Here is a 25,956-nt window from a genome sequence, read left to right as displayed (position 1 = left end):
AATCACTTGTTGGAGAAAATAATGTTCGGAGAAAGTTCTCGAGACATTGCAGCTTTATCTAAAGAAGAGTTGTTTGATAAATTGGAAATAGGTATCGCCTCAGATATTACAATTCGAGATAAGTGGTCTTGTGGAGAGATTAAAAAGCCTGAAACAATAAACTATCGTACTTTTAAGCCTGAGAAAGGCGGCTTATTTTGTGAAAAAATCTTTGGTCCTACTAAAGATTGGGAATGTTGTTGTGGTAAATATAAGAAAATCAAGCACAAGGGAATTGTTTGCGATCGTTGTGGTGTAGAGGTAACCTTGTCTAAAGTTCGTCGTGAGCGTATGGCTCATATTGAACTAGCAGTTCCTATTGTACATATTTGGTTTTTTAAAACGACCCCCTCTAGAATAGGAAATGTTTTAGGAATGACTGCTTCAGACCTAGAACGAGTTATTTATTATGAAGAGTATGTCGTTATTGATCCTGGTAAGACAGATTTAACTAAAAAGCAACTTCTTAATGATGCTCAGTATCGTGAAGTTGTTGAGCGATGGGGAAAAGATGCTTTTGTTGCTAAAATGGGTGGAGAAGCTGTCTACGATCTGTTGAAGTCTGAAGATCTTCAAAGTTTATTAAAAGAATTGAAAGATCGCTTACGTAAAACTAAATCTCAGCAAGCAAGAATGAAGCTTGCTAAACGTCTAAAGATCATAGAAGGGTTTGTTTCTTCATCTAATAATGCTGAGTGGATGGTATTGAAAACTATTCCTGTAGTTCCACCGGATCTTCGCCCTCTTGTCCCTTTAGATGGAGGTCGTTTCGCTACTTCCGACCTAAATGATTTATATCGTCGTGTAATTAATCGAAATAATCGTTTAAAGGCAATTTTAAGATTAAAAACTCCAGAAGTAATCGTTCGTAATGAGAAACGCATGTTACAAGAAGCTGTTGATGCGTTATTTGATAACGGGCGGCATGGTCATCCTGTTATGGGAGCTGGAAATCGACCTTTAAAATCTCTCTCCGAAATGTTGAAAGGTAAAAATGGTCGTTTTCGTCAAAATCTTTTAGGAAAACGTGTTGATTATTCTGGTCGTTCAGTGATCATCGTTGGACCAGAATTGAAATTTAATCAGTGTGGTCTCCCTAAGGAAATGGCATTAGAATTATTTGAGCCTTTCATTATTAAAAGACTTAAAGATTTAGGAAGCGTTTACACTATCCGCTCAGCTAAAAAAATGATTCAAAGAGGGGCTCCCGAAGTCTGGGATGTTTTAGAGGAAATTATTAAAGGACATCCTGTTCTACTTAATCGGGCTCCCACGCTTCATCGTTTAGGAATACAAGCGTTTGAACCTGTATTGATCGAAGGTAAAGCAATTCGAGTTCATCCATTAGTTTGTGCAGCATTTAATGCAGACTTTGATGGAGACCAAATGGCTGTTCACGTTCCTCTTTCTATTGAGGCACAACTGGAAGCTAAAGTCTTGATGATGGCTCCTGATAATATTTTTCTTCCTTCTTCAGGTAAACCCGTTGCGATTCCTTCAAAAGATATGACTCTGGGATTGTATTATCTTATGGCTGATCCCACTTATTTTCCCGAGGATCATGGAGGAAAAACTAAGACATTTAAAGATGTTATTGAAGTATTAAGAGCTTTACATAATGGTGGGTTCTTAGATGAGCCTTTGGGATCTCGTCGTGATGAAACAGGGCGCGGCATCCATATTCATGAGAAAATAAAAGTCCGTATAGATGGTCAAATTATCGAAACAACTCCAGGAAGAGTTTTATTTAATAGAATTGTTCCTAAAGAGCTTGGTTTCCAAAATTATAGCATGCCAAGTAAGCGTATCAGTGAACTCATTTTGCAATGCTACAAAAAAGTTGGCCTTGAGGCTACAGTGCGTTTTCTAGATGATCTTAAAGATCTTGGATTTACTCAAGCGACTAAGGCTGCGATTTCTATGGGATTGAAAGATGTTAAAATTCCAGAAATTAAAGAAGAAATCCTTAGAGATGCTTATAGTAAGGTTGCTACTGTAAGAAAGCAATATGAAGATGGTATCATTACAGATGGCGAACGTCATTCTAAAACTATTAGTATTTGGACTGAGGTTTCAGAACAACTTTCAGATGCCCTTTATGTAGAGATCAGTAAACAAACGCGAAGCAAGCATAACCCACTATTTTTGATGATTGATTCTGGAGCTCGAGGAAATAGATCTCAGTTGAAACAATTGGGAGCTTTACGGGGTCTAATGGCAAAACCGAATAGAGCTATTATTGAATCACCAATTACATCTAACTTTCGAGAAGGTCTTACTGTTTTAGAGTATTCGATTTCATCTCACGGAGCTCGAAAAGGTTTGGCTGATACAGCGTTGAAGACTGCAGACTCTGGTTATCTGACTCGAAGGCTGGTTGATGTTGCCCAAGACGTTATCATTACAGAAAGAGATTGTGGTACTTTAAATCACATTGAAATTTCTGCCGTTCGTCAAGGTTCTGAAGAACTTTTGCCTTTGAAAGATCGAATTTACGGTCGTACTGCAGCAGAAGATATTTATCAACCAGGAGATAAGAGTAGATTATTAGCACAAAATGGTGATGTATTAACTTCTGCGCAGGCAGAAGCTATAGATGATTCCGGAATTGAATCGATAAAAATTCGCTCTACGCTAACTTGCGAAAGCAGTCGCGGTGTTTGTGCTAAATGTTATGGCTTAAATTTAGCTAACGGTAGGCTCATTGGTATGGGAGAAGCTGTAGGTATTATTGCTGCCCAGTCAATTGGTGAGCCTGGAACACAGTTAACAATGAGAACATTCCACCTTGGAGGTATTGCAGCAACATCTTCAACACCGGAGATTATTTCGAATAGTCGAGGTATCTTGGTATATACTGATTTGCGATTCGTTAAAGGTCAAGACGGAAACAACCTTGTTTTGAATAAGAAGGGAGCTTTGCATATTGTCCGAGATGAAGGTCGTAGTCTTGAAGAATATAAGAAATTACTCGGGACAAAATCTATTGAAAGTTTGGAAACGTTTCCTGTAGAGCTTGGTGTAAAAATTCTTGTTGCTGATGGAGAGTCTGTAACTCAAGGACAGAGAATTGCTGAAGTTGAACTACATAACATTCCAATTATTTGTGATAAGCCAGGCTATGTAAAATACGAAGATTTAGTAGAGGGAATTTCTACAGAAAAAGTTGTTAATAAAAAAACTGAACTTGTAGAGCTCATTGTAAAACAGCATCGTGGAGAGCTTCATCCTCAGATTGCTATTTATAGTGATCCAGGTCTTTCAGAGCTTGTTGGAACTTATGCGATTCCTTCTGGAGCAATTATCTCTGTTGAAGAAGGACAAAAGATAGATCCTGGAATGCTTTTAGCGAGACTTCCTCGAGGAGCAATTAAAACAAAGGACATTACAGGTGGCTTACCTCGTATTGCAGAGTTAGTAGAAGCTCGTAAGCCTGAAGATGCTGCAGATATTGCAAAAATAGATGGTGTTGTCGATTTCAAAGGAATTCAGAAAAATAAACGAATCCTTGTTGTTTGTGATGAAGTGACTGGAATGGAAGAGGAACATTTAATTCCTCTAACTAAACATATGATTGTTCAACGTGGTGATAGTGTTATCAAAGGTCAGCAACTCACCGATGGATTGGTTGTTCCTCACGAAATCTTAGAAATTTGTGGTGTTCGAGAACTTCAAAAATATCTTGTTAACGAGGTTCAAGAAGTTTATCGTCTGCAAGGTGTGGATATCAACGATAAGCATATTGAGATTATCGTAAGGCAAATGCTTCAAAAGGTTCGTATTACCGATCCAGGCGATACAACATTGCTTTTTGGAGAAGATGTAAATAAAAAAGAATTTTATGAAGAAAATCGTCGTACAGAAGAAGATGGAGGAAAGCCTGCTCAAGCTGTTCCTGTTTTGCTAGGAATTACCAAGGCTTCTTTAGGAACAGAGTCATTTATTTCTGCAGCATCGTTCCAAGATACAACACGTGTTTTAACTGATGCCGCTTGTAGTAGTAAAACTGACTATCTTTTAGGTTTCAAAGAAAATGTTATCATGGGTCATATGATTCCTGGTGGAACTGGATTTGAAACTCATAAACGTATAAAACATTATTTAGAGCGAGAGCAAGAAGATCTTGTTTTTGATTTTGTTAGTGAATCAGAATGTGTTTGTTAGAGCTAGACGTTAGTTTATAAGATTGAAAATGAGGAGGTTTGGATAACGCCCAAACCTCCTTGATAGTAATCATTTTTTTTGATAGCCTGGCCTAGAGAGTAATGATGATAGCAGGGAACGTATGTCCAGCCAATTAGATCAATTACAAGAGTGGAGTTCTATCGTTTGTGATAGTGGAGATCCTGAGTTAGTAAAATCGTCAGGAGCTCAAGACGCTACAACAAATCCCTCTTTAATTTTGAAGGTCGCTCAAGAAACTAAGTATCAAGATCTTATAAATGAAGCTGTTGCTTGGGGTATCCAACAAAAAGGCGACAACATTCAAACTTTGACTTTTATTTTGGATAAAATCCAAATTAATTTTGGTTTGGAGATTCTAAAAAATATTCCTGGAAGAGTTTCTTTAGAAATAGATGCACGATTGTCTTTTAATACAGAAGCTATGGTGCAACGAGCCGTATTTTTGTCACAGTTATACGAAGCTATGGGTGGGGATAAAAAACGTCTATTGGTTAAGATTCCCGCTACTTGGGAAGGTATCCAAGCTGTTAAATTACTGGAAAGTCAAAAAATCTCATGCAACGTGACCTTAGTTTTTAACCTGATTCAAGCGATTGCTGCAGCTCAAGCTAAAGCAACTCTAGTTTCACCTTTTGTTGGTCGCATTTATGATTGGTGGATTGCTGCTTATGGAGAGGAAGGCTATTCTATAGAAGCTGATCCAGGGGTCGCTTCTGTTGCGAATATTTATTCTTATTATAAGAAGTTTGATATTTCTACTCAAGTTATGGCAGCTTCTTTCCGAACAAAGGAACAAGTCTTAGCTCTTGCAGGTTGTGATCTTCTTACGATTTCTCCTAAGCTGTTAGAAGAATTGCGAAAAGACCAAACAAAAATTACTAAGAAGCTTGATTCTGAAGAAGCTAAGGCTTTGGATATACAATCTGTAGAGATTTCAGAAAGTATTTTTCGTTTTTTGATGAATGAAGATGCCATGGCAACAGAAAAACTTGCTGAAGGGATTCGTATATTTGCTGGAGATACTCAAATTCTTGAGGCAGCAGTTACTGAGTTTATTAAGCAAATAGGAGCTGCTGAAGCTTAAAAAAAGAGAGTCTAATTTCCCTAAGACAAACACGCTTTAGGGAAAAAGAAGAAAGAAAACATGACCCAAAGCAAAAACTCGCTATTAACTTTTTCTTGTCCCTGTTGCAAAAAGGGGTCTGTTTCTTTTTCTGTTTTTGATTTAGAAGAAAGTTTGATTTGTGATTCGTGTTCTTCTACCTTTGTCTTTGATTCTGTAATGCGTAATTCTGTTCGACAGTTTGTTGCTTTATGTTCAAGGATTCACGATGCAAGTCCAATTCTTGGAGATGCTACAGTCTCTGTTTCTATTCAAGATGCATCTGTAGAAATTCCTTTTCAATTATTGTTCTCTAGATTTCCCGTAGTCTTGAATTTATCTATAAATGGAGAAAAAATAGCGATACACTTTATTTTCGATGCCTTGAAGAAGAATGTTCTTCATAAAGAGTGTGTTGTTTTTTCTTAATTTGCTTGAGTTTCTTTTTCGAATTTCTTTAATGCTTCTTCAAGGACAGAAGTTCCTGACAAAATTTCATTAGCATCTAGTTCAAAGGAAGCTACAGTCTTTAAAAAAATTAAAGACAGTTCCGGATAATCTTCTAAGGTTGATGTGCTGGTGAAGATGTAAGCTGAATGGTTTAAAACTGCAACAGCTTGTAAGCAATAAACTCGTCCCCATGAAGAATTCTTTTCTGTTTTGATAATAGTAAACTCTCCACTAGGGGATTGAATGCGCGCAAAAATAGAAGATTCTAAAGTAGAATCCTTCGTTTTATGATATGATAATATCTCCTCTATGTATTCAGAAGGAGTTTTTGATGTAATCTCTTGAGCAAGGTTGATAGTCGGTGTTAAGCTGCCACTCCCGCGACCAATGAACACTGCATCAAGTTTTTCCGGAAGTTGAGCTTTATCGTCTATGCATTGCCATGTTTGGGGAAAACGTATTGTATAGCCTGCTCCTGAATATGAAGTCCATGTTAATGATGTGTTTGTTTGTAGAGAAGATTTCCTTTTACTTTTTTGTTGAGGCTTTTTTCTAGATTGTTGCTGAGAAAATTTTTTTACAGAGTTCGATCCGGGATTTGAAGATTTTCTCTGGGGCTTTTTTAACACTGGTTTAGAAGTCTGCTTGGTGTGGGGAAGAGTAGTTGCCTGTACTTTACGCGCAGCTTCTACAGAAGGCATTGCTAATAGAATTGCAAAAAAAACAAGGCTTTTCATGGAACTCTTTTATTTAATTTTATTTAAATGAGGTAATACTATAAACTACGAGATTAGTTGAATCATATTGCTATCTTTTTAAGATACACTCTGTTTCCTCATAGAGCAAGTGGTAAAATATCATGGCAGATCTTGGTGCGAAAGATAAACTGAAACAAATTTGTAATACTTTACGAGTGGAAACTCTGAAGCCTGCAGAAGAAGAAGCAGCCATTATTATTCGCAACGCAAAAGAACAAGCAAAACGAATTATTCAGGAAGCTCAAGATCAAGCCAAAGGTATTGTCCTTGCTGCAGAAGAACAAGCTAATCATAAAATAAAACAGGGTGAGGCTTCCCTCATTTTAGCTGGAAAACGCTCTCTAGAGGCATTAAAGCAAGCCGTAGAGCATAAAATTTTCCGAGAATCTTTAGTTGAATGGTTGGAGCAAGTTTCTATAAATCCTGAAATTGTTACAAAGCTTACAGAAGCTCTTATTTCCTTTGTAGAAAACCAAGGAGTTTTTGGAAATATCAGTGTATCTATAGGAAAACACATATCTCCTCGTGCTATTAATGAGCTTTTAGGAAAATCTGTAACAGCAAAGTTACGAAAGAAAGGCCTTGTTGTGGGGAGTTTCTCTGGTGGCGTTCAACTCAAAGTGGAAGAGAAGAATTGGGTTTTAGATTTGAGTTCTGAAGCTTTGTTAGAGTTGTTTTTGCGATATTTGCAAAAAGACTTTCGTGAAATGATATTTCAAGGTTCTTAAAATTTCCGCTTCTATTTAGATAGAACCTGACATTAGTTTTAGAGTTATTATGACTCAATATTATTTTTTATCTTCCTTCTTGCATCCTCAACTGCCGGAAGCACAGCCAGTATTCTCTATAGATGCTTTGAATGATCTATTCGATTTGAATTTGTCTACTCGAGATCAATACTACTATACTCTGCTAAAACGGTTTTTTGATTTTGATAACTTAGCCTTTTTTTGGGCGGAAAAGCCTCTTCCTTTTTCCTTCGGGGCAATAACTCAAGAAAATGTCGCTAGTATGATACATCTTCAACAATGGGCAGATGATTGTGAATTTGAAGATTTCTTAAAAGATTTTCTTATAATGTATAAAACTTCTCAAGAAAGAATAAGAAATTTTTCTTCTTTGATGCGTGAGTTTTTGATGTATTATCAGAATAGTTCTTCGAAATTCTTACGAGATTATTTTACATTTAAACAGCAATTAAGAGTTGTTTTGGCGGGATTCAGAGCTAGAGTCTTACATTTGGATGTTTCTTATGTATTGAGAAATGAAGATAACTCTGATCCCGTTGTTTTGCACATTCTTATGCAAAAAGATGCTCCAAATTATGAACTGCCTAAAGAATTTTCTGATTTGCAAGGGGTTTTAGAAGATTATGGGCGCCTACCCCACACATTACATCGAACTTTGTTATTATACGAATTTCATAAACTCGAAGAGTTTTACCGTGATGCATATTTTGATGAGAGTCTTATATTAGCAAGAGCCGCTTCTTATATGTTTGCTATTCGTAATCACTTAGTGGATTCTGAAAGAGGTAGGGAAATAATAAACCAGATAGAAAAGGCAATCACATGGTAACTGCTTTAGAACAAACAACACAAGGGTATGTTATAGAGGCTTACGGTAATTTACTGCGAGTACGTTTTGACGGCCACGTGCGATTGGGAGAAGTCGCTTATGTCAATGTAGGAGATGTTTGGTTAAAATCTGAAGTTATAGAGGTTATTGGTCAAGAGGTCAAAATTCAAGTTTTTGAGGATACCCAAGGAGTTTGTCGTGACGCCACGGTTACTTTCTCAGGCCATTTATTAGAAGCAGAACTAGGGCCAGGCTTGTTGCAAGGAATTTTTGATGGATTGCAAAATCGTTTGCAAACACTTTCTGAGGATGGATCTTTTTTACAGAGAGGGAAATATGTAAATGCTTTGTCAGATCAAAATTTGTGGGAGTACACCCCAAAAGCTGTTGTCGGAAATGTTTTGAGACGTGGCGAGGCCTTAGGTTCTGTAAAGGAAGGACGTTTTGATCATAAAATCATGGTGCCTTTTTCTTGCTTCAAAGATGTTACTATTACTTGGGTGATTTCTAAAGGTAGTTACAATGTTAACACTGTAGTTGCTAAAGCTCGAGATGCTGAAGGTAAAGAATACGCCTTTACCATGGTACAGAGATGGCCTATAAAACAGGCTCTTATTGAAGGAGAAAAAATCGCAGCTCATGAAATTATGGACGTGGGATTGCGAATTCTAGACACACAGATTCCTGTGTTGAAAGGAGGAACTTTTTGTACTCCAGGTCCTTTCGGTGCAGGAAAAACTGTTTTGCAGCACCATTTGTCGAAGTATGCTGCTGTAGATATTGTAATTCTTTGTGCTTGTGGAGAACGTGCTGGAGAAGTTGTTGAGGTCTTGCAAGAATTTCCCCATTTAACGGATCCTCATACGGGTACCTCTTTAATGAATAGAACGTGTATTATTTGTAACACTTCTTCTATGCCCGTCGCTGCTAGAGAGTCTTCTGTATACTTAGGAATTACAATTGCTGAATATTATCGACAGATGGGCTTAGATGTATTGCTCCTTGCGGATTCAACATCTCGATGGGCGCAAGCTTTACGAGAAATCTCCGGTCGTTTAGAAGAAATCCCCGGTGAAGAGGCTTTCCCTGCTTATTTGGCATCAAGAATTGCTGCTTTTTATGAACGCGGAGGAGTTCTCCGTATGCAAGATGGACTCGAAGGTTCTTTAACCATATGTGGAGCCGTTTCTCCTGCAGGAGGAAATTTCGAAGAACCTGTAACGCAAGCTACTCTATCTGTCGTCGGAGCTTTCTGTGGCCTTTCTAAAGCTCGGGCAGATGCTCGAAGATATCCTTCCATAGACCCGATGATTTCTTGGTCTAAGTATCTAGATCAAGTGGCTCATATTTTAGAAGATAAAATTCAAGGATGGGGAGCTTCTGTAAAAAAAGCCGATTCCTTTTTGCGAGAAGGGTCTGAAATAGGAAAGCGTATGGAAGTGATTGGCGAAGAAGGCGTTTCTATGGAAGATATGGAGATCTATTTAAAGGCAGAACTTTATGATTTTTGTTATCTCCAACAAAATGCTTTTGATTCTGTAGATTGCTATTGCCCTTTTGAGCGACAAGTAGAATTATTTTCATTAATAAGTCGTATTTTTGATACGAAGTTTTCCTTCGAAAGTATGGATAACGCAAGAAGCTTTTTTCTTGAATTACAAAGTAAAATTAAATCTTTGAATGGTGTTACATTTCGTTCCCAAGAGTATATAGAAGGAATGGAGATCATTCTTAAATTACTGCAAGCAAAGATGATAGAATCAGCGTAAAAGTATGCGAACAATATATACAAGAATTACCGATATCAAAGGAAATTTAATTACCGTCGAGGCTAGAACAGCTTGTCTTGGAGAGTTAGCACAAATAGAACGTGCTGATGGTCGCTCTTCATATGCTTCTGTATTGCGTTTTGATGCGAAGAAAGTGACTTTACAGGTATTTGGAGGAACTTCTGGATTGTCTACGGGAGATCGCGTAGTGTTTTTAGGTAGAGTTATCGAAGTTACCTATGGTGAATCTCTCTTAGGAAGGCGATTCAATGGAATCGGAAAGCCTATAGATAATGAAGGAGAGTGTTTCGGAGAGCCCATAGAAATCTCAACACCAACCTTTAACCCTGTGTGTCGTGTTGTTCCTCGAGATTTAGTGAGAACGAATATTCCCATGATTGATGTCTTCAATTGTTTGGTGAAGTCTCAAAAAATTCCAATTTTCTCTTCTTCTGGAGAGAGTCATAACGCTTTACTTATGCGAATAGCAGCACAAACTGATGCAGATATTGTCATTATTGGTGGTATGGGTCTAACCTTTATTGATTATAGTTTTTTTGTTGAAGAGGCCAAACGTTTGGGTTTCGAAGAAAGATGTGTGATGTTTATTCATAAAGCTGTAGATGCCCCTGTGGAGTGTGTTTTGATTCCCGACACAGCCTTGGCTTGTGCTGAGAAGTTTGCCGTAGAGCAGAAGAAAAATGTTTTGGTGTTGCTAACGGATATGACAGCATTTGCAGATGCTTTGAAAGAAATTGCCATTACTATGGATCAAGTTCCTGCGAATCGAGGATATCCTGGATCTTTATATTCAGATCTCGCTTTGCGTTATGAAAAAGCTGTAGATATAGTTGATGGTGGATCAATTACTTTAGTTGCAGTAACGACAATGCCTGGAGACGATATCACTCATCCTGTACCTGATAATACAGGATTTATCACTGAAGGTCAGTTTTATTTAAAAAATAACCGTATAGATCCTTTCGGTTCTCTGTCGAGGTTAAAGCAACTTGTGATTGGTAAAGTTACACGAGAAGATCATGGGGATTTAGCGAATGCCCTTATCCGCTTGTATGCAGATTCTCGAAAAGCTTCGGAAAGAATGGCGATGGGTTTCAGACTCTCTAATTGGGATAAGAAACTTTTAGCATTTTCTGAACTTTTTGAGAGTCGACTTATGAGCTTAGAAGTGAATATTTCTTTAGAAGAGGCTCTAGATATTGGGTGGAAAATTTTAGCTCAAAGTTTCCATTCTGAAGAGGTTGGAATTAAACAACAACTTATCAATAAATATTGGCCACAAACATGCCTAAACGGATAAAACTGACAAAAAATGCTTTTCGCTTAGAAAAAGTAAAGCTTGCTCGTTTGCAAATGTATTTGCCTACTTTAAAATTAAAAAAAGCTTTACTTCAAGCTGAAGTGCAAGGTGCTATTCGAGATTCTTTAGAAAAACAGAAAGCCTACAATCAAGCACGTGAGAGAATTTATGCTTTCGCAGAGCTTTTTAGTGTTCCCCTCTATACTGATTGTATTGTAGAAAGCTTTGTTGTTCTTCATGTTGAAAAAGAGTATGAGAATATTGCAGGAGTAGAAGTTCCTGTCATAAAAAATATTTCTCTAGCTCAGACCAAGTATTCTCTTTTAGATACCCCAATATGGATAGATTCTTTAATAGCTTCTTCTCAAGAATTTGTTTCGGGAAAAATCTTAGCAGAGGTTGCTTTGCAGCGCCAAAAAATTCTTGAAGCTGAATTGCGAGCAGTTTCTATTCGAGTTAATTTATTTGAAAAGAAGCTTATTCCTGAAACTACTCAGGCTATAAAAAAAATAGCAATTTTTTTAAGTGATCGTAGCATAACGGACATTGGTCAAGTGAAAATTGCTAAGAAAAAAATAGAACAACATAAAAGAGGCGAATCGTGCGTGTAAATGTCGATAAATATCTCTTTGTTGGTAAAGATAAAACCTCTTTTTTTATTTCCTGCCGTGAATATGGAGTTGTAGAGTTCATTTCGGAAAAACAGTTTATTACAACTGAAAATACTTATCGTTTCATCGAATGTTTGAAAATTTTTAAACAGCTTGAAAAAAAATATCCTTTAGAATCTTTGCTGTTTCCAAAAATTGAAGAACTTTCTACAGAAGAGATTTTAGACGAAGTTTTAATCTTGAATCGAGAAATTCAAGAGCTTTCAGAAAAGGTTAAAACTCTAAATAAGGAAATCTTCAGAGTTAAGCCTTTAGGGGCATTTTCTTCGAGTGAGATATCAGAATTTTCTCAACGTTCTGGTCTTACTCTGCGATTTTTCTATAGAAAACATATAGAAGGTGAGAATTTAGAGGTTGCCATTCCCAATGTTTTCTATCTGTCTACAGCATATAATTTTGATTATTATGTGGTCGTTGGAATCGTAGAGTTGCCTAGTGATGTTTATACGGAAATAGATGCGTCTAAATCGGTAAATGAATTCCATGCAGAAGTCGCAAATCTTCAAAGGGAAATTCGTGAAAAGTCAGAAAGACTTTGCAAACTTTATGCTTATCGTAAAGATATCGTTCTTGGATTATGTGCTTATAGTAATGAGCAAAACTTGCATCAAGCAGAAGAATGTTGTGAGAAGCTTTTTGATGGAAAAGTGTTTGCAGTTGTCGGGTGGGTTATTGCTGATAGAATTCAAGAACTCGAACAATTGTGTAAAGAGCTTCATGTATACATGGAGAAAGTTGCCATTGATGATAATGATGTGGTTCCTACACATCTTGAGAACCAGGGCATTGGAAAGATGGGAGAGGATCTTGTAAATATCTATGATACTCCTGCCTCTTCAGATAAAGATCCTTCTTCTTGGGTATTTCTTTCTTTCGTAGTCTTTTTCTCCATGATTGTTAACGACGCTGGATATGGACTAGTCTTTCTTGCAGCCTCTCTATTTCTTGCTTATAAAAATCGTAAAAAACTGCGAACTTCAGCAGTTTTATCACGCTTTCTTAAAATGTTTACTATCTTGGGTATTACTTGTTTTTGTTGGGGAGTTGCAACAACATCTTTTTTTGGAATGTCATTTGATATTCAGAGTCCTTTACGTCAATATTCCTTAACTCATGCTTTAGCATTGAAAAAATCTGCATACTACGTAAAGGAACATCCTCAGGCTTATAAGGAATTGGTAAATGAGTTTCCTGTTTTAAAGTCTGTTCAAAATCCTGAAGCATTTTTGTTCACAAAAGAATCTATTAGTGGGGGTAGCGAGTCTAAAGCAATTGTTTACAATAAATTTGTAGACAGTATCTTGATGGAATTTGCTTTGATTATTGGTGCTATACACCTTTCTTTAGGCATGTTACGCTACTCTAGATTTCGTTATTCTGGCTTGGGATGGGTTATATTCATAGTTAGTGCCTACCTTTATATCCCTACGTATTTAAAAACCGTATCTTTAATTCATTACCTATTTCAAGTGCCCTATGAGTTTGGAGCCTCTCTTGGTTATTACGGCATGTTTGGAGGGATCGGTTTAGCAGTATTTCTTGCTATGATACAAAGAAGTTGGAGAGGTATTGATGAAGTTGTTGCTGTCATACAGGTTTTCTCAGATGTTCTTTCTTACTTGCGTATTTACGCTTTAGGGCTGGCAGGAGCTATGATGAGTGTAACATTTAATCAAATGGGAGCGCGTTTCCCAATGCTTTTTGGATCCTTAGTTATTATTCTTGGGCATTCTGTGAATATTATTTTATCTGTCATGGGCGGTGTTATTCATGGATTAAGATTAAATTTTATAGAGTGGTATCACTATAGTTTTGATGGGGGAGGTCGATCTTTGCGTCCCTTAAAGAAAATCATTTGTTACGAGGAATCAGATACTTAAGGGTTTCATTTAGATAATAATTCTAGGGTTTGATAAACTCATGATTCCACTGTATAGGACTTCTTAATTTGTTTAAGAAGAACTTTTTCACAAGAGATCACAATGAGGTACACGTATGGATATATCTTCTATTGGACCAGTTATAGTTCTAGGATTAGCAATGGTCGGAAGCGCTATAGGCTGTGGTATGGCGGGCGTAGCTTCGCATGCTGTAATGTCTAGAATAGATGAAGGACATGGAAAGCTCATAGGTATGTCTGCTATGCCTTCATCTCAGTCGATATATGGATTCATTTTGATGCTGTTAATGCGAACAGCAATCAAAAATGGAGTAGTATCTGCTATGGAAGGAATTGCTATAGGCCTATCTGTAGGGGCTGCTTTATTAATTTCTGCAGTTATGCAAGGTAAATGTTGCGTTAGTGGGATTCAAGCTTATGCACGATCCTCATTGATCTATGGTAAATGTTATGCCTCAATCGGGATTGTCGAGTCGTTTGCACTCTTTGCTGTTGTTTTTACGTTACTACTACTTTAGAGTAATTCTTTTTTTGGCATTATGGCCAGTCGCAGGGTTTTTATGCTTATCAAGCTGCTCTGAGCCTGTCTTGTCTTCTTTTACAGAGTTCATAGATAATGAATACTCTGCAGCTGCTCAGTTAAATATAGAGCCTGTTGGTATTCACGAAATTTTTGGACAGCAAGTTATTGTGACATGGAGTTTGCCTTATCGTATGTATAAGAGCTTGCCCCTAACTCTACATCTTTGGGTATATTATGGTTCTGGAGAAGTAGAAAGATTGACTTACGAAGTACCTAAGCTGTCTGGATATCGAATTTATTGTCTTAAGGGTAAAGATTATGAGGTTCGTCAAAGTATAGTTTCTTATCGTGTAGCTTTATTAAACCAAGGAAAAGAAATTATTAGTCGACGTCATCATCTTTGGATGGAAGTTATTTCTACGAATGAATTCTCAGAAATGTAACGTATTTGCTGTTTTCGATTATTTTAGAAAGAATTTTTTGGATTATAAAGTATGGAAGAGAAAGAATTCCCAAAAACTTATGATCCCAAGAGTGTAGAAGAGAAACTATATACTTTTTGGGAAGAAAATGGGATGTTTAAAGCCGATGCTTCAAGTGATAAGCCTTCCTATTCTGTAGTGATGCCCCCTCCCAATGTTACAGGTATCTTACATATGGGGCATGCTTTAGTAAACACGTTGCAAGATGTTTTAGTCCGTTGTAAGCGTATGCAGGGTTTTGAAACATGTTGGATTCCTGGAACAGATCATGCTGGAATTGCAACGCAAACCGTTGTTGAAAAACGTCTTCAAGAAACTTTGGGAAAGCGTCGTAATGATTTTTCTAGAAAAGAATTTTTAAAATACGTTTGGGATTGGAAAGAAAAAAGTGAGACGATCATTCTTTCGCAATTGAAACAACTTGGATGTTCTTGTGATTGGGATCGTAAGCGCTTTACCTTGGATCCTGCCGCAAATCAAGCTGTGAAAAAGGCTTTTAAAAGACTTTTCGACCAAGGACATATTTATCGTGGATATTATTTGGTTAACTGGGACCCTGTATTACAAACCGCCCTAGCTGATGATGAAGTAGAATATGAAGAAAAGGAAGGATGGCTTTATTATATTCGTTATCGTCTTGTCAATTCGAACGATTTTATTGTTGTCGCAACTACGCGTCCAGAAACTTTGTTAGGAGATACTGCTCTAGCAATTCATCCTGAAGACGATCGCTATAAAGCATTTTTAGGAGATAAAGTAGAACTTCCTTTCGTTGATCGAGAAATTCCTATATTGGGAGATTTTTTTGTAGATCCTTCTTTTGGAACCGGTGCTGTAAAGATTACTCCTGCTCACGATAAGGATGACTATCAAATGGCCGAGCGCCATGGTTTACCAAAGATAAATATTCTTACTCCTTCAGGAAAGATTAATGAAAATGGAGGATCTTTTTTTGGATTATGTAAAGAGCAAGCTAGAGAGGAAATACTCATTGCATTAGAAAATAAGGGACTATTTGTTAAAAAAGAACCTTACAGATTGCGCGTAGGAATTTCTTATAGGTCAGGAGCTATAATAGAGCCTTACTTATCAAAACAATGGTTTATTTCCGTAGAGAGCTTTCGTAAGCCTATATGTGATTTTGTTAATAGCGAACAAATTCGCATTTTCCCTAAAGAATTTAAGAAAAATTATTTAATATGGGTGAACAATCTTCGTGATTGGTGTATTAGTCGTCAGCTCTGGTGGGGGCATCGTATCCCTGTATGGTATCATAAAGACGATCATGAAAAAATTATTTGCTATGATGGTGATACTATACCGGAAGAGGTTGCTTCAGAACCTGAGTTGTGGTACCAAGATCCAGATGTTTTAGATACGTGGTTTTCATCGGGACTTTGGCCTTTAACGTGTTTAGGATGGCCTGATGCAAGCTCTGAAGATCTAAAGAAATTCTATCCAACATCTGTTTTAGTAACCGGACATGATATTCTCTTCTTTTGGGTAACGAGAATGGTCCTTTTATGTTCGGTAATGTCTGAAAAAAAACCTTTTACAGAGGTTTTCCTTCATGGCTTAATTTTTGGAAAGTCTTATAAGTATTATAATGAGATAGGAGATTGGAGTTATATCTCTGGAGAAGAGAAAAAAGCTTATGATTTAGGAAAAGAATTACCTAAAGGTGTTGTTGCTAAGTGGGAAAAATTGTCAAAGTCGAAGGGAAATGTTATAGACCCTTTAGAAATGATAGAGATTTATGGAGCCGATGCTGTTCGTTTAGCTTTATGTTCTTGCGCTAATCGTGGAGAGCAAATAGACCTTGATTTCCGCCTATTTGAAGAATCTAAAAACTTTGTAAATAAACTATGGAATGGGGCGAGGTTCATTTTTGGTCATATCACCGATTTGCAAAGTCAAGATCTACTCGATGGAATAGATCAAGATTCTTTAGGTTTAGAAGACTACTATATTCTCGATGGTTTCAATCAGTTAGTTGAGCGTCTTCAGGAGGCATACGAAGTCTACGCTTTTGATAAAATAGCTACTTTAGCTTATGAATATTTTCGCAATGATTTATGCTCTACATATATAGAAATCATAAAACCAACGCTTTCGGGGAAGCAGGGAAATGAGAAGGACAGGCAAACAAAGCGCAAGTTGCTTGTTGTTTTATTAGTAAGTGCTCTTGGAGTGCTTCATCCTATAGTACCTTTTATCACAGAAAGTCTTTTTCTTAAAATTAAGGGAATGTTAGGAGCTATACCCGAGAGTGGAGGGGATGCTATAACTAGCCATGCTATCTTAATGTTACGTTCTCGAGCTTGTATTGAAGCTCCCTATCCTCAAAAGTTTAGCGTGGAAATGCCAAAAGATCTCCATGAATCATTCTCTTTAGCTCAACGTCTAGTTTATACTGTTCGGAATATTCGTGGTGAGATGCAGTTGGATCCTAAAATGGCTTTGGAAGCATTCGTCATTTGCTCTGAACATATAGACATAGATCGTTATATTCTTATTGTGCAAGCTCTAGGGGGTTTATTCTCAATTCGTATATTGATGGAAGAACCTTCTGATCAAGTTTATAGTCTTGGTGTTGTGGATAGCATTCGTATTGGGATTTTTATTCCCAAAGAGCATCTTTCTAAAGAAAAAGTTCGTTTAAAAAAAGAGCAACAAAGATTACAAAATGCTATTGATAGTATTGTACGCTTGTTAAGTAGTGAGAATTTTCGTAAAAAAGCAAATCCTCAGCTTGTTCGAGATAAGGAAGAAGCATTGAAATATAATCATATAGAATTACAAAATATTCTTGCTAAACTAGCATCGTTATCGTAAATCTCAGAGGCTTGAGCGTTTTTGCAACGTTATGACATTATTAGGCTGATTGGTAAAGGAGGAATGGGTGAGGTATATCTTGCCTACGATCCTGTGTGTTCACGAAGAGTTGCTTTAAAGAAGATTCGTGAAGATCTTTCTGATAATGCTCTATTAAAGCGTCGTTTTCTTCGAGAGGCTAAGATTGCTGCAGATCTTGTACATCCTGGAGTAGTCTCTGTGTACACAATTTGCAGCGATCAAGATCCTGTATATTACACAATGCCTTATATCGAAGGGTATACATTAAAAAGCTTATTGAAAAGTGTTTGGAAAAAAGAGTCCCTTTCTAAAGAGCTTGCTGAGCGAACTTCTGTTGGAGCTTTTCTTTCTATTTTTTATAAGATTTGCTCAACGATAGAATATGTTCACGCACGAGGTATTCTACATCGTGATCTAAAGCCAGATAATATTCTTTTAGGCCTCTTTAGTGAAGTTGTTATTTTAGATTGGGGAGCAGCAGTTTCTTTCTCTTGTGATAATCATCCTTTCGTAGATTTGCATGAGGAAACAATAACAACAACTTCTTCCCAAATGACAATTCATGGAAAAATTGTTGGAACTCCAGATTATATGGCTCCAGAGCGGCTTTTAGGGCTTCCTGCTTCAGAAAGTACAGATATTTATGCTTTAGGAGTAATTCTTTATCAGATGCTAACTCTATCGTTTCCTTATCGAAGAAAACGAGGTAAAAAGATCATGGTAGATAACCAGGCAATCCTTTCTCCTGAAGAGATAGCTCCTTATCGAGAGATTCCTCCTTTCCTTTCTTTTATTGTAATGAAAGCTCTCGCTGTAGATCCTAAACAGCGTTATCAGTCTGTTTCTGAATTGAAAATAGATGTCGAACGGCATTTACAGGGAAATCCAAAATGGATACTAAAGAAAAATCTTGATCCTAAAAATCCTCAAAGTTGGAAATGGTGTGAACCCATTCTCTTGTCTAAATATTTTCCAATGTTAGAAGTATCGCCAGCTTCCTGGTATAGCTTGGCAATTTCAAATATAGAAAGCTTCTCTCAAACACGTTTAGAATATTCTTTATTACGAATTGGATTAGTTGAAGGTTTTGGTATTCTTCTTCCTCCATCAGGAAAATCTTCAGAAGGAAACTTTTATCATGGCTATGGTTTTTGGCTACACATTAAAGAAAATATTTTTTCTGTATCATTAGTAAAAAATGGTTTGGAAATACAGAAAGTTTCTCAAAAGATAGACTTAGATAAACATGTCTTTTCAATAACTTTAGAAAAACATAACCACAGCTTGTCTTTATATATAGAAAATGTCCTTTGGCTTGTACATATGGATTATTTGCCAGGTTGTGGGGGACATATTGGTCTAATAGTTCAAAATATGGAAAACGTCTGTGGTGATATTGGCATTTTTGAAAGTAGTGGATCTTTACATGTAAGTTGCTTGGCTGTCCCTGATGCTTTTCTTGCAGAGAAATTGTATGATCGAGCTTTAATTTTTTATAAAAGAATAGCAGAGTCTTTCCCTGGACGTAAAGAAGGTTGTGAAGCACTATTTCGTGCAGGAATTTCTTTATTAGAAAAAGCTTCTGAAGAAAAAGACGAACAAGGCTTTTCTAAAGCTCTTGAAGAGTTCGCCCATTTGCATCAAAGTGTCGCAGCCCCTTTAGAATATCTAGGAAAAGCTCTTGTGTATCAGAGGTTGGGAGAGCATTATGAAGAAGTTAAAAGTCTTTTACTTGCTCTAAAGCGTTATTCCCAACATCCTGAGATTTCTCGGTTAAAAGATCATATTGTTTATCGTTTGCATGAAAGTCTTCATAAAAATCATCGTGTAGCTTTAGTCTTCATTCTTTTAGTGTTACAATCGGCTCCAGAATTGATTTCTTTAGGACAAGAAGAGAAGTTGTTATTTTGGTTAAACAACAAGATTCAAGATTCGTTATTTTGTCGATTAGATATTTCACCTTTAGATTTCCGTTCTTCAAAAATGGAGTTATTTTTGAGCTTCTGGTCAGGATTTACTCCTTTGTTGCCAGGGCTTTTTCAAAGAGCTTGGGATTTAAAGGATTTTCGAGCATTAGCAGAGATATTTTTTGTCGCAACAGATTTAAAATATTATGAGTTTTTAGATCTCTATACTGAAACCTTCAAAAATTATACTCGTAATGTAGAGCTTTCTCAAGAATCTTTAGAATTTTCTCCTGAAGAATTTATTTTTTTTCTTCATGGATTGAATGCTTTGGTTAAGGAACAGGGAACTAGTGTCATTTTTGCAAATATTGATGCGTTATCTCCGATATTAATTTTGTATCTTTTTGATCTCTTAGCAAAAGATGCTCTTATGTATTCTCGGGTTGATGATGTCTTAGATGCTATAGCAATAATTCGTTCATACTTACCTGTAGAATGGTACTCAGAATACCTTTTACCTTATGAAATTCGTGCGCGATTATGGAATTACGAGAAGAAGGAAGCTTACAATTTACTTTGTCAGTATCCAAACTCTTTGTGGTTGGATAATTGTCATGAAGCTTTTGTTCTTTATGGTTGTTGGTTAGCTCTCTCTGAAGGAAAAGAAAGTGCCGAACAACACTTCCGTAAGGGAGAAAGAGAAGATCTTTTACCTAGATCTTTATTGGCTCGTAATGAAAATCTTTGCGAGGAAGCTTTGTGTTTTCGTGAACGCCAGTTACTTTTAGTACAAAAATTTTTGTATTTTCATTGCTTGGGTCTTGAAAAAGAACGAGAGCAGAGCAAGATTGCTTATGAGCATCTTTTTAATGAAAGGTTTCTTTAAGATTTAAAAAGATAGTTTTTGAGAAGCGATGTAGAACTGTTTAAGATGTTTTTTGGAGTTCCAGAAAACAGAAGCTTTCCTCCTTGTTTTCCTGCTTTAGGGCCAAGTTCTATAAGGTAATCAGCATGTTTGAGTATTTCCGTATTGTGTTCTACGTATATGATCGAATGACCAATGGATACAAGCTTTTGAAATAATTGCGGAAGTGTGTATTTCCTTGCTAAATCTAGAGACGAAGCTAGTTCATCTATAAGAATAAGAGTAGGCTTTTTTAAAGGAAGATAGAGTTGTTTTGCTATTTTTAGGGCAATTTTTTCACTGAGAGAAAGAGAAGAAAGTTTTTTTCCAATAGGAAGATAGTCTAAATTCGCTTGTTGTAGAGCATAAAGAGCTGGTTGTATCTTTTTCATAAATGAGAATCGTATAGCAACTTCTGATATTGGAGTTTGTAGCAGTTGACCGAAGTGTTTTCCCTCATAAAGAACTTCTTGAACCAAAGGTTGTATGCGAAAACCTGCACATGTAGGGCAAAGACGTTTCTCTAATGCATAAAAAGCTCGGTCTATAAGCTGAAATCCCATTCCTAAGCAATCTGGGCATTGGCCTTTTTTAGTATTTGTACTGAACATTGTTTCAGAAATACCTAAAGCTTTTGCTTTTGTTAGAGAGGCATAAAAAGTTCGCAGATGTGATGCTATATCGAAATAGGTGCTGATATCAGAACGCTGCGATACAGATTGAGGATGAGAGTCTATAACTATAATATCAGAAAATTCCTTAGTACCCAGAGAAAGTAAAGAGGTTGCCTTTTGATAAAATCCTTCCAGTAATAACGTTGTTTTCCCAGATCCAGAGACTCCTGCAATAGCAACTACAGAGTGCAAAGGCGCTGAAACTTTGAGATTTTTCATGTGATGAATAGAAAGATCTACATCTAAAGTTGTTGATGAATATTTCGAGGGAGAATCAACGATAGGCGTTGGTAAAGGAAGTTCAGGTGAGCATAGAAAACCTCCTTCAGGTCCGGATTTTGGACCGAGGTAAATACTGTGGTCTGCATAAAATGTTAAAGAAAAATCACGATCTGTTGCTATAACCGTATTGTGATTTCTGACAAGTTCTTTAAGTAAAGCCGCAAGATATGGAAGATCGTGTGGGTGTAACCCCGAAAGAGGATCCTCCAGAAGATAAACAATATCTGTAAGGTTGGATGAAATTTTTTTTGCAAGGTGCAGACGATAGCGTTCTCCATCGCTTAGAGTATCCTGCTTTTGGTTTAAGGAGATATAGTTAAGGCCAACTTTTTCTATAAAGGTTAGACGATTCATCAAATCCTGGATGATAATTTTGGCTGAATCCTCTTTAATCTCTTGGAGGAAACTCTTTAAAAAGGTTGCATCTTCCTTGTAGATATCAGTGAGGGATATTGAGCCTATGCGAATATGACGAGCATAGGCATGAAGCCCCCAACCTTCACATGTGGGACAGTCTTCAGAGAGAAGAAGAGGTTTCAGAAGTGGAGCTGATAAAGTACTCGTTATATGTTCCATAAGAATATTTTCAAGACCTTTATATGACGAAGTCCCCTGACAAAGGGTAGCAAAAGCTTGGTCATTAAGAGTCCCTATGGGCTTGTTTGGTGAGATTTTGTGATGTTTTAAATTTTTTAATAAAAGTTCTGTAGAGCCTTCTGGAACAAGAAGTGTAAAAAGTTCCAATGGCGTGTGGTGGAGAATTTTATCTTTATGTCGTTGTAAAGAAAGTCTCAAAACTTTTCCTGATCCGCAACATTGTTGGCACTGTCCTTCCTTATGATCGGTAGAAAGAAGTTCTCGAGAGATTTCAGGATAAGACTTTCCAGAGGAATCTCTCCAACTCAATGAGTATGAGATCAATTGCAAATGATTGTGTTTTTGAATGTAGAGTCTCGGGGTTGGCGATAACGAAAGCGCTAAAGACAATGCTGATAGCAGGGAGACCTTATTTTTCTTAGAGATTTTAATATGTTGAATAACCAAGGCAGGGTTATCTAACTTTTCAGGAAGAGGATCTTCAAGATCATACAATTGATCATTAGCAAAAATTTTCAAAAATCCCTCTTTACGTTTTGCCTGTAAGAAAAAGTCAATATTTTCTTCAGGAGAAATTGGAGTCGTTATCGTGACATAGAGGTCTTTATAGTTTTGTAAAAGCTTTTCTATGAAGACTTGTGGTGTTTCTTTGTCTAATTTTTCTCCAGTTACAGGAGAAAAAGGTTGCCCAAGAAGAGCAAAGAGTTTTTCCAAGTTATCGCTAATGTCTAAAGCGGAGGCTAATGTATGACGAGATTGGCGTAATATTCCCCTCTTTTTTACAGCAATAACAGGAGAAAGCCCTGAGACTTTTCCTACATGTGGAAGAGGAGTCTCTTTAAGAAGTTCTTGGCGAATATAGGGAGGGAAAAGTTCTGCATAAGCTATATTGCCTGATGCATAGAGTATATCAAATATTAAAGTATGCTTCCCTGATGCTGATGCGCCAGCTACAGCAATCAAAGAGTTATTTGGGAAAGTTAGGTTTAAATGTTTGAGATTATGGTGATGAGCATCTTCTATTAAAATTCTTTTTGGTTGATCTAGTGAAAGATCTTTAGTCACAAGAGATGGAAGTGCTGGTTCTTCAAGTACATAGTGAGAAAGAAATTTTGCTGTAGGAGTATCAAGTTTGATAAGATCTTTAGGAGAACAAGATGCTAATAAATAACCCCCTTTCCAGCCTCCATCAGGACCTAATTCAAGAACATGATCTGCGACTTTTACAATATGCATGTTATGCTCTATAACAACTACTGTATGACCTTGATTGGTCAGAGAAAGAAGAACCTGTATTAAAGTTTGAACATCGTGAGTGTGTAACCCTGTTGTTGGCTCATCAAGAATGTAAAGAGTTTGTTTTGAAGAAGAAATAAGCAGTTCGTGGGCTAATTTAAGTCTTTGAATTTCCCCTCCAGATAATGTTGATAGAGGTCTTCCTAAAGGAAGATGATCCAATCCTAAAACATAAAGAGCATAGATTTTTTCATGTAAGCTAGGGATTTTTGAGAAAAATTTTTCAGCTTCATATACTGTCATTGTCAGTATATCTGAGATATTTTTCCCTTGATAAGAAACTTCTAGGATTTGAGTTTGGTAACGGAGTCCTTGGCATTCAGGACACACTACAGGCGTGTCACTATCAGATAAAAGAATAGAGCCTAAACCTCGACATTTCATACAGGCTCCTTGAGGCAAGTTAAAGCTAAAATGAGATTTTGTTAATCCTTGGGATATACTTTGAAATTGGGAAGCAAAAAGTTCTCGGATCTCATCAAAAGCTTTTATGAATGTTAAAGGGATAGAACGTAGAGAACGTCCAGGGAGATCTCGGGTAATGTGAATAAGTCGGGAAATTTTTCCATTTTTAAAAGATAAAGTTTTCGAAGGAAATCCTTGTAGGAAATCTTCTACAGAAGGGACCAAGGTATCATTAATTAACGAAGATTTTCCTGATCCAGAAACCCCCGTAACAGCTGTAAGCCTTTCTAGGGGAATGCGAATTGAAATGTTTTTTAAGTTATTGGTTGTTGCTTGAGTTAGGGATAGCCAAGAAGATGATGGAGAACGAGATTCTGGAATGGCTATTATTTGTTCATTTCTTAAGTATTTTGCTGTAAGAGTGTTGCTGGTTTTTAAAAAATCTTCCGGTTTCCCGTTAAAAAGAACTTCTCCTCCAAAAATACCAGCTCCAGGACCGACATCTATAATTCTATCGACGAAAGAAATCATTCGTTCATCATGTTCAACAAGAATAATCGTGTTACCTTGATCTCGAAGCTTCTGAATCATACGAATAAGTTTATCGGTATCTTTAGGATGGAGTCCTATTGAAGGTTCATCAAGAATATAGGTAATTCCTCTAAGACCTGCTCCTAAATGTTTTGCTAGAGCAGTACGCTCTTGTTCTCCTCCAGAGAGGGTGGCTAAAGCTCGATTTGGAGTTAGATAACCTAATCCTAAATCTATAAGAAAAGAGAGCCGTTGTTTCAGTCCATGGAGAATCTCTTGTGTAGACAAGGAAGAACTTGATATGGAAGACAGAAATGAGAACCACTCTGATAAGGAAAGTTGTTGAAATTCTACGAATGTCTTTCCTTCCCAGGTTGCAGCAGCAGCATAATCATCAATACCAGATCCCTGGCAGAGAGGGCAGGTTTGACTTATTGTTCCTATAGGAAGGCGTTCTGAAGGTTTCGCTGCGTAACGGACTTTGTCGCCAATTTCGTTAAGAATACCTTTCCAAAGTTTATAGGAGAGATTTCTTTTACCTGTTATAGGATCAAAAAGACGTACAGGAATAACAAGATGCTTACCTCCCCATAAAAATGTTTTTTGAATTTCTTTTGGTAAAGTTTTCCAAGGAGAGTCTAAATCAAATCCTAGAGTGTCTGCAAGAGATTGATATGTTATGTTGTATAGGTAAGTAGAACAATTCCCTGCTAGAGCACAGCAGTTGTCTCGAATTGAAAGTTCTTCGTTAAGTAACTGTGGATCTTCGATTGTAATGAAAAGACCAGATCCTTGACAGTGAGAACAACGTCCTTGAAGGCTAGTTTGAGAAAAAATTTCAGGAGAAAGAGGAGGGTAGGTTCGGTTCGTATCTGTTAGATGAATTTGTGTAGAGAAAGTTTTTTTAATATCGCCAATAAGTGCAAAACAGCAGCCTTCTCCAAGTGACAGAGCAGAAAACAAACTAACTTTTAATCGTGCAGAATTGTTAGTGTTCTTTATTAATGTATCAACGATCAAATCAGCAGTAATTTCATCAGAGATTCCTGAAGAAAGAAAAGAGTATAAATGTCGAGTTTCTTCATGAATACGTATTTTTGTATACCCTTGCTTAATATAATTCTGAATTCCTTGGGAATCTTTATAGAGAACAGGAGCAAGAAGTGTGAGTTGTGTGTTGTCGGGAATATTTTGTAGTGTTGCTAAGATTTTTTCTTTACTTTGAATATCAAGAACTTGCTTTGTTTGAGGATCTCGAGCTTTTCCTTCAAGAGTAAATAATAGGGCCAAATGGCTGAAAAGTTCTGTTGTGCTTCCTAGAGTCGCGTGGCTATGATGAGAAAAATAATTTTGTTTTACTGCTATTGTAGGGGAGAGTCCTTGAATACTTTGGACTTTAGGCATCGGAAGAGAAGACTGTGTTGTGGAAAAGAAAGTTGGCAATGTTGCGATATAGCGTTTTCTTCCTGCTGCGTATAGAGTATCAAATGCTAAAGAAGATTTTCCAGATCCAGAAACTCCTGTAAGTAAAATAATTTCACCAGAGCAAAAGGTTATGGAGATGTTTTTGAGATTTCTAACTGTAATGCCAGAAAGATGCACAGGAAATGAAGTCATAAGAAAAGGGCTCAATAAATTGACAAAAGCTTTTTAAGATTAGAATAAGGTTGAAAAACATCTCCATAACCTTTTCTTTTAAAACTATCACCTAAGAATTAGAGAAGAT

The 25,956-nt window shown here is 36.8% G+C and carries 15 protein-coding genes; 13 read left to right on the top strand and 2 right to left on the bottom strand.

The annotated features are described in order from the left end of the window. Positions 1 to 21: 21 nt before the first annotated feature. The 3 genes from rpoC to JMS40_RS04365 all read left to right on the top strand — a co-directional run bounded on the left by rpoC (position 22) and on the right by JMS40_RS04365 (position 5,755). On the top strand, positions 22 to 4,203 hold the full coding sequence (rpoC, locus tag JMS40_RS04375; protein ID WP_201457056.1) for a DNA-directed RNA polymerase subunit beta': 4,182 nt from the start codon (positions 22 to 24) through the stop codon (positions 4,201 to 4,203). A gap of 121 nt (positions 4,204 to 4,324) precedes the next feature. Further along, the gene (gene tal, locus JMS40_RS04370) at positions 4,325 to 5,308 is read left to right on the top strand and encodes a transaldolase (protein WP_201457055.1); all 984 of its coding nucleotides are present in this window, start codon (positions 4,325 to 4,327) and stop codon (positions 5,306 to 5,308) included. 60 nt (positions 5,309 to 5,368) lie between these two features. Then, complete coding sequence (locus JMS40_RS04365; protein ID WP_201457054.1) at positions 5,369 to 5,755, top strand: ferredoxin; 387 nt, start codon at positions 5,369 to 5,371, stop codon at positions 5,753 to 5,755. Here JMS40_RS04365 and JMS40_RS04360 read toward each other — a convergent pair. Then, positions 5,752 to 6,513, bottom strand: coding sequence for a hypothetical protein (locus JMS40_RS04360; protein WP_201457053.1), 762 nt, complete (start codon positions 6,511 to 6,513; stop codon positions 5,752 to 5,754). The two genes, JMS40_RS04365 and JMS40_RS04360, sit on opposite strands and share 4 nt — an antisense overlap. A 122-nt stretch (positions 6,514 to 6,635) precedes the next feature. On the opposite strand from JMS40_RS04360, the gene JMS40_RS04355 reads away from it, so the two are divergent. The 10 genes from JMS40_RS04355 (at position 6,636) to pknD (ending at position 20,427) form a co-directional block, all read left to right on the top strand. Then, positions 6,636 to 7,262 (top strand): V-type ATP synthase subunit E, encoded by a 627-nt coding sequence (locus tag JMS40_RS04355; protein WP_201457052.1) that lies wholly within the window; start codon positions 6,636 to 6,638, stop codon positions 7,260 to 7,262. A 49-nt stretch (positions 7,263 to 7,311) separates the two neighbouring features. Beyond that, positions 7,312 to 8,112 (top strand): DUF2764 family protein, encoded by an 801-nt coding sequence (locus JMS40_RS04350; RefSeq protein ID WP_201457051.1) that lies wholly within the window; start codon positions 7,312 to 7,314, stop codon positions 8,110 to 8,112. Beyond that, positions 8,106 to 9,881, top strand: coding sequence for a V-type ATP synthase subunit A (locus JMS40_RS04345; protein WP_201457050.1), 1,776 nt, complete (start codon positions 8,106 to 8,108; stop codon positions 9,879 to 9,881). Before JMS40_RS04350 ends, JMS40_RS04345 begins: the two co-directional genes overlap by 7 nt. A gap of 4 nt (positions 9,882 to 9,885) precedes the next feature. Then, entirely contained in the window at positions 9,886 to 11,202 is a 1,317-nt protein-coding gene (locus JMS40_RS04340; RefSeq protein ID WP_201457049.1) for a V-type ATP synthase subunit B, read from the top strand. Continuing rightward, complete coding sequence (locus JMS40_RS04335; protein WP_201457048.1) at positions 11,187 to 11,813, top strand: V-type ATP synthase subunit D; 627 nt, start codon at positions 11,187 to 11,189, stop codon at positions 11,811 to 11,813. Before JMS40_RS04340 ends, JMS40_RS04335 begins: the two co-directional genes overlap by 16 nt. Continuing rightward, on the top strand, positions 11,804 to 13,753 hold the full coding sequence (locus JMS40_RS04330; protein ID WP_201457047.1) for a V-type ATP synthase subunit I: 1,950 nt from the start codon (positions 11,804 to 11,806) through the stop codon (positions 13,751 to 13,753). The genes JMS40_RS04335 and JMS40_RS04330 overlap by 10 nt, the downstream gene beginning before the upstream one ends. Positions 13,754 to 13,868: 115 nt before the next feature. After that, positions 13,869 to 14,291 carry an ATP synthase subunit C gene (locus tag JMS40_RS04325; RefSeq protein ID WP_201457046.1) on the top strand — a complete coding sequence of 141 codons (423 nt, stop codon included), beginning with the start codon at positions 13,869 to 13,871 and terminating at the stop codon, positions 14,289 to 14,291. Beyond that, entirely contained in the window at positions 14,224 to 14,739 is a 516-nt protein-coding gene (locus JMS40_RS04320) for an acyl-CoA dehydrogenase (RefSeq protein WP_201457045.1), read from the top strand. Before JMS40_RS04325 ends, JMS40_RS04320 begins: the two co-directional genes overlap by 68 nt. A 51-nt stretch (positions 14,740 to 14,790) precedes the next feature. Beyond that, on the top strand, positions 14,791 to 17,613 hold the full coding sequence (locus JMS40_RS04315; RefSeq protein WP_201457044.1) for a valine--tRNA ligase: 2,823 nt from the start codon (positions 14,791 to 14,793) through the stop codon (positions 17,611 to 17,613). Positions 17,614 to 17,634: 21 nt separating this feature from the next. Next, complete coding sequence (gene pknD, locus JMS40_RS04310; RefSeq protein WP_201457043.1) at positions 17,635 to 20,427, top strand: serine/threonine-protein kinase PknD; 2,793 nt, start codon at positions 17,635 to 17,637, stop codon at positions 20,425 to 20,427. On the opposite strand, the gene uvrA is transcribed toward pknD, so the two are convergent. After that, entirely contained in the window at positions 20,424 to 25,847 is a 5,424-nt protein-coding gene (gene uvrA, locus JMS40_RS04305; RefSeq protein ID WP_201457042.1) for an excinuclease ABC subunit UvrA, read from the bottom strand. The two genes, pknD and uvrA, sit on opposite strands and share 4 nt — an antisense overlap. Positions 25,848 to 25,956: the final 109 nt, after the last annotated feature.

This window comes from Chlamydia sp. 17-3921 (genome assembly GCF_902705545.1).
GTDB lineage: Bacteria > Chlamydiota > Chlamydiia > Chlamydiales > Chlamydiaceae > Chlamydia.
Note: the sequence above shows the minus strand (reverse complement) of the source record. Positions and strands in the feature narration are given on the sequence as shown.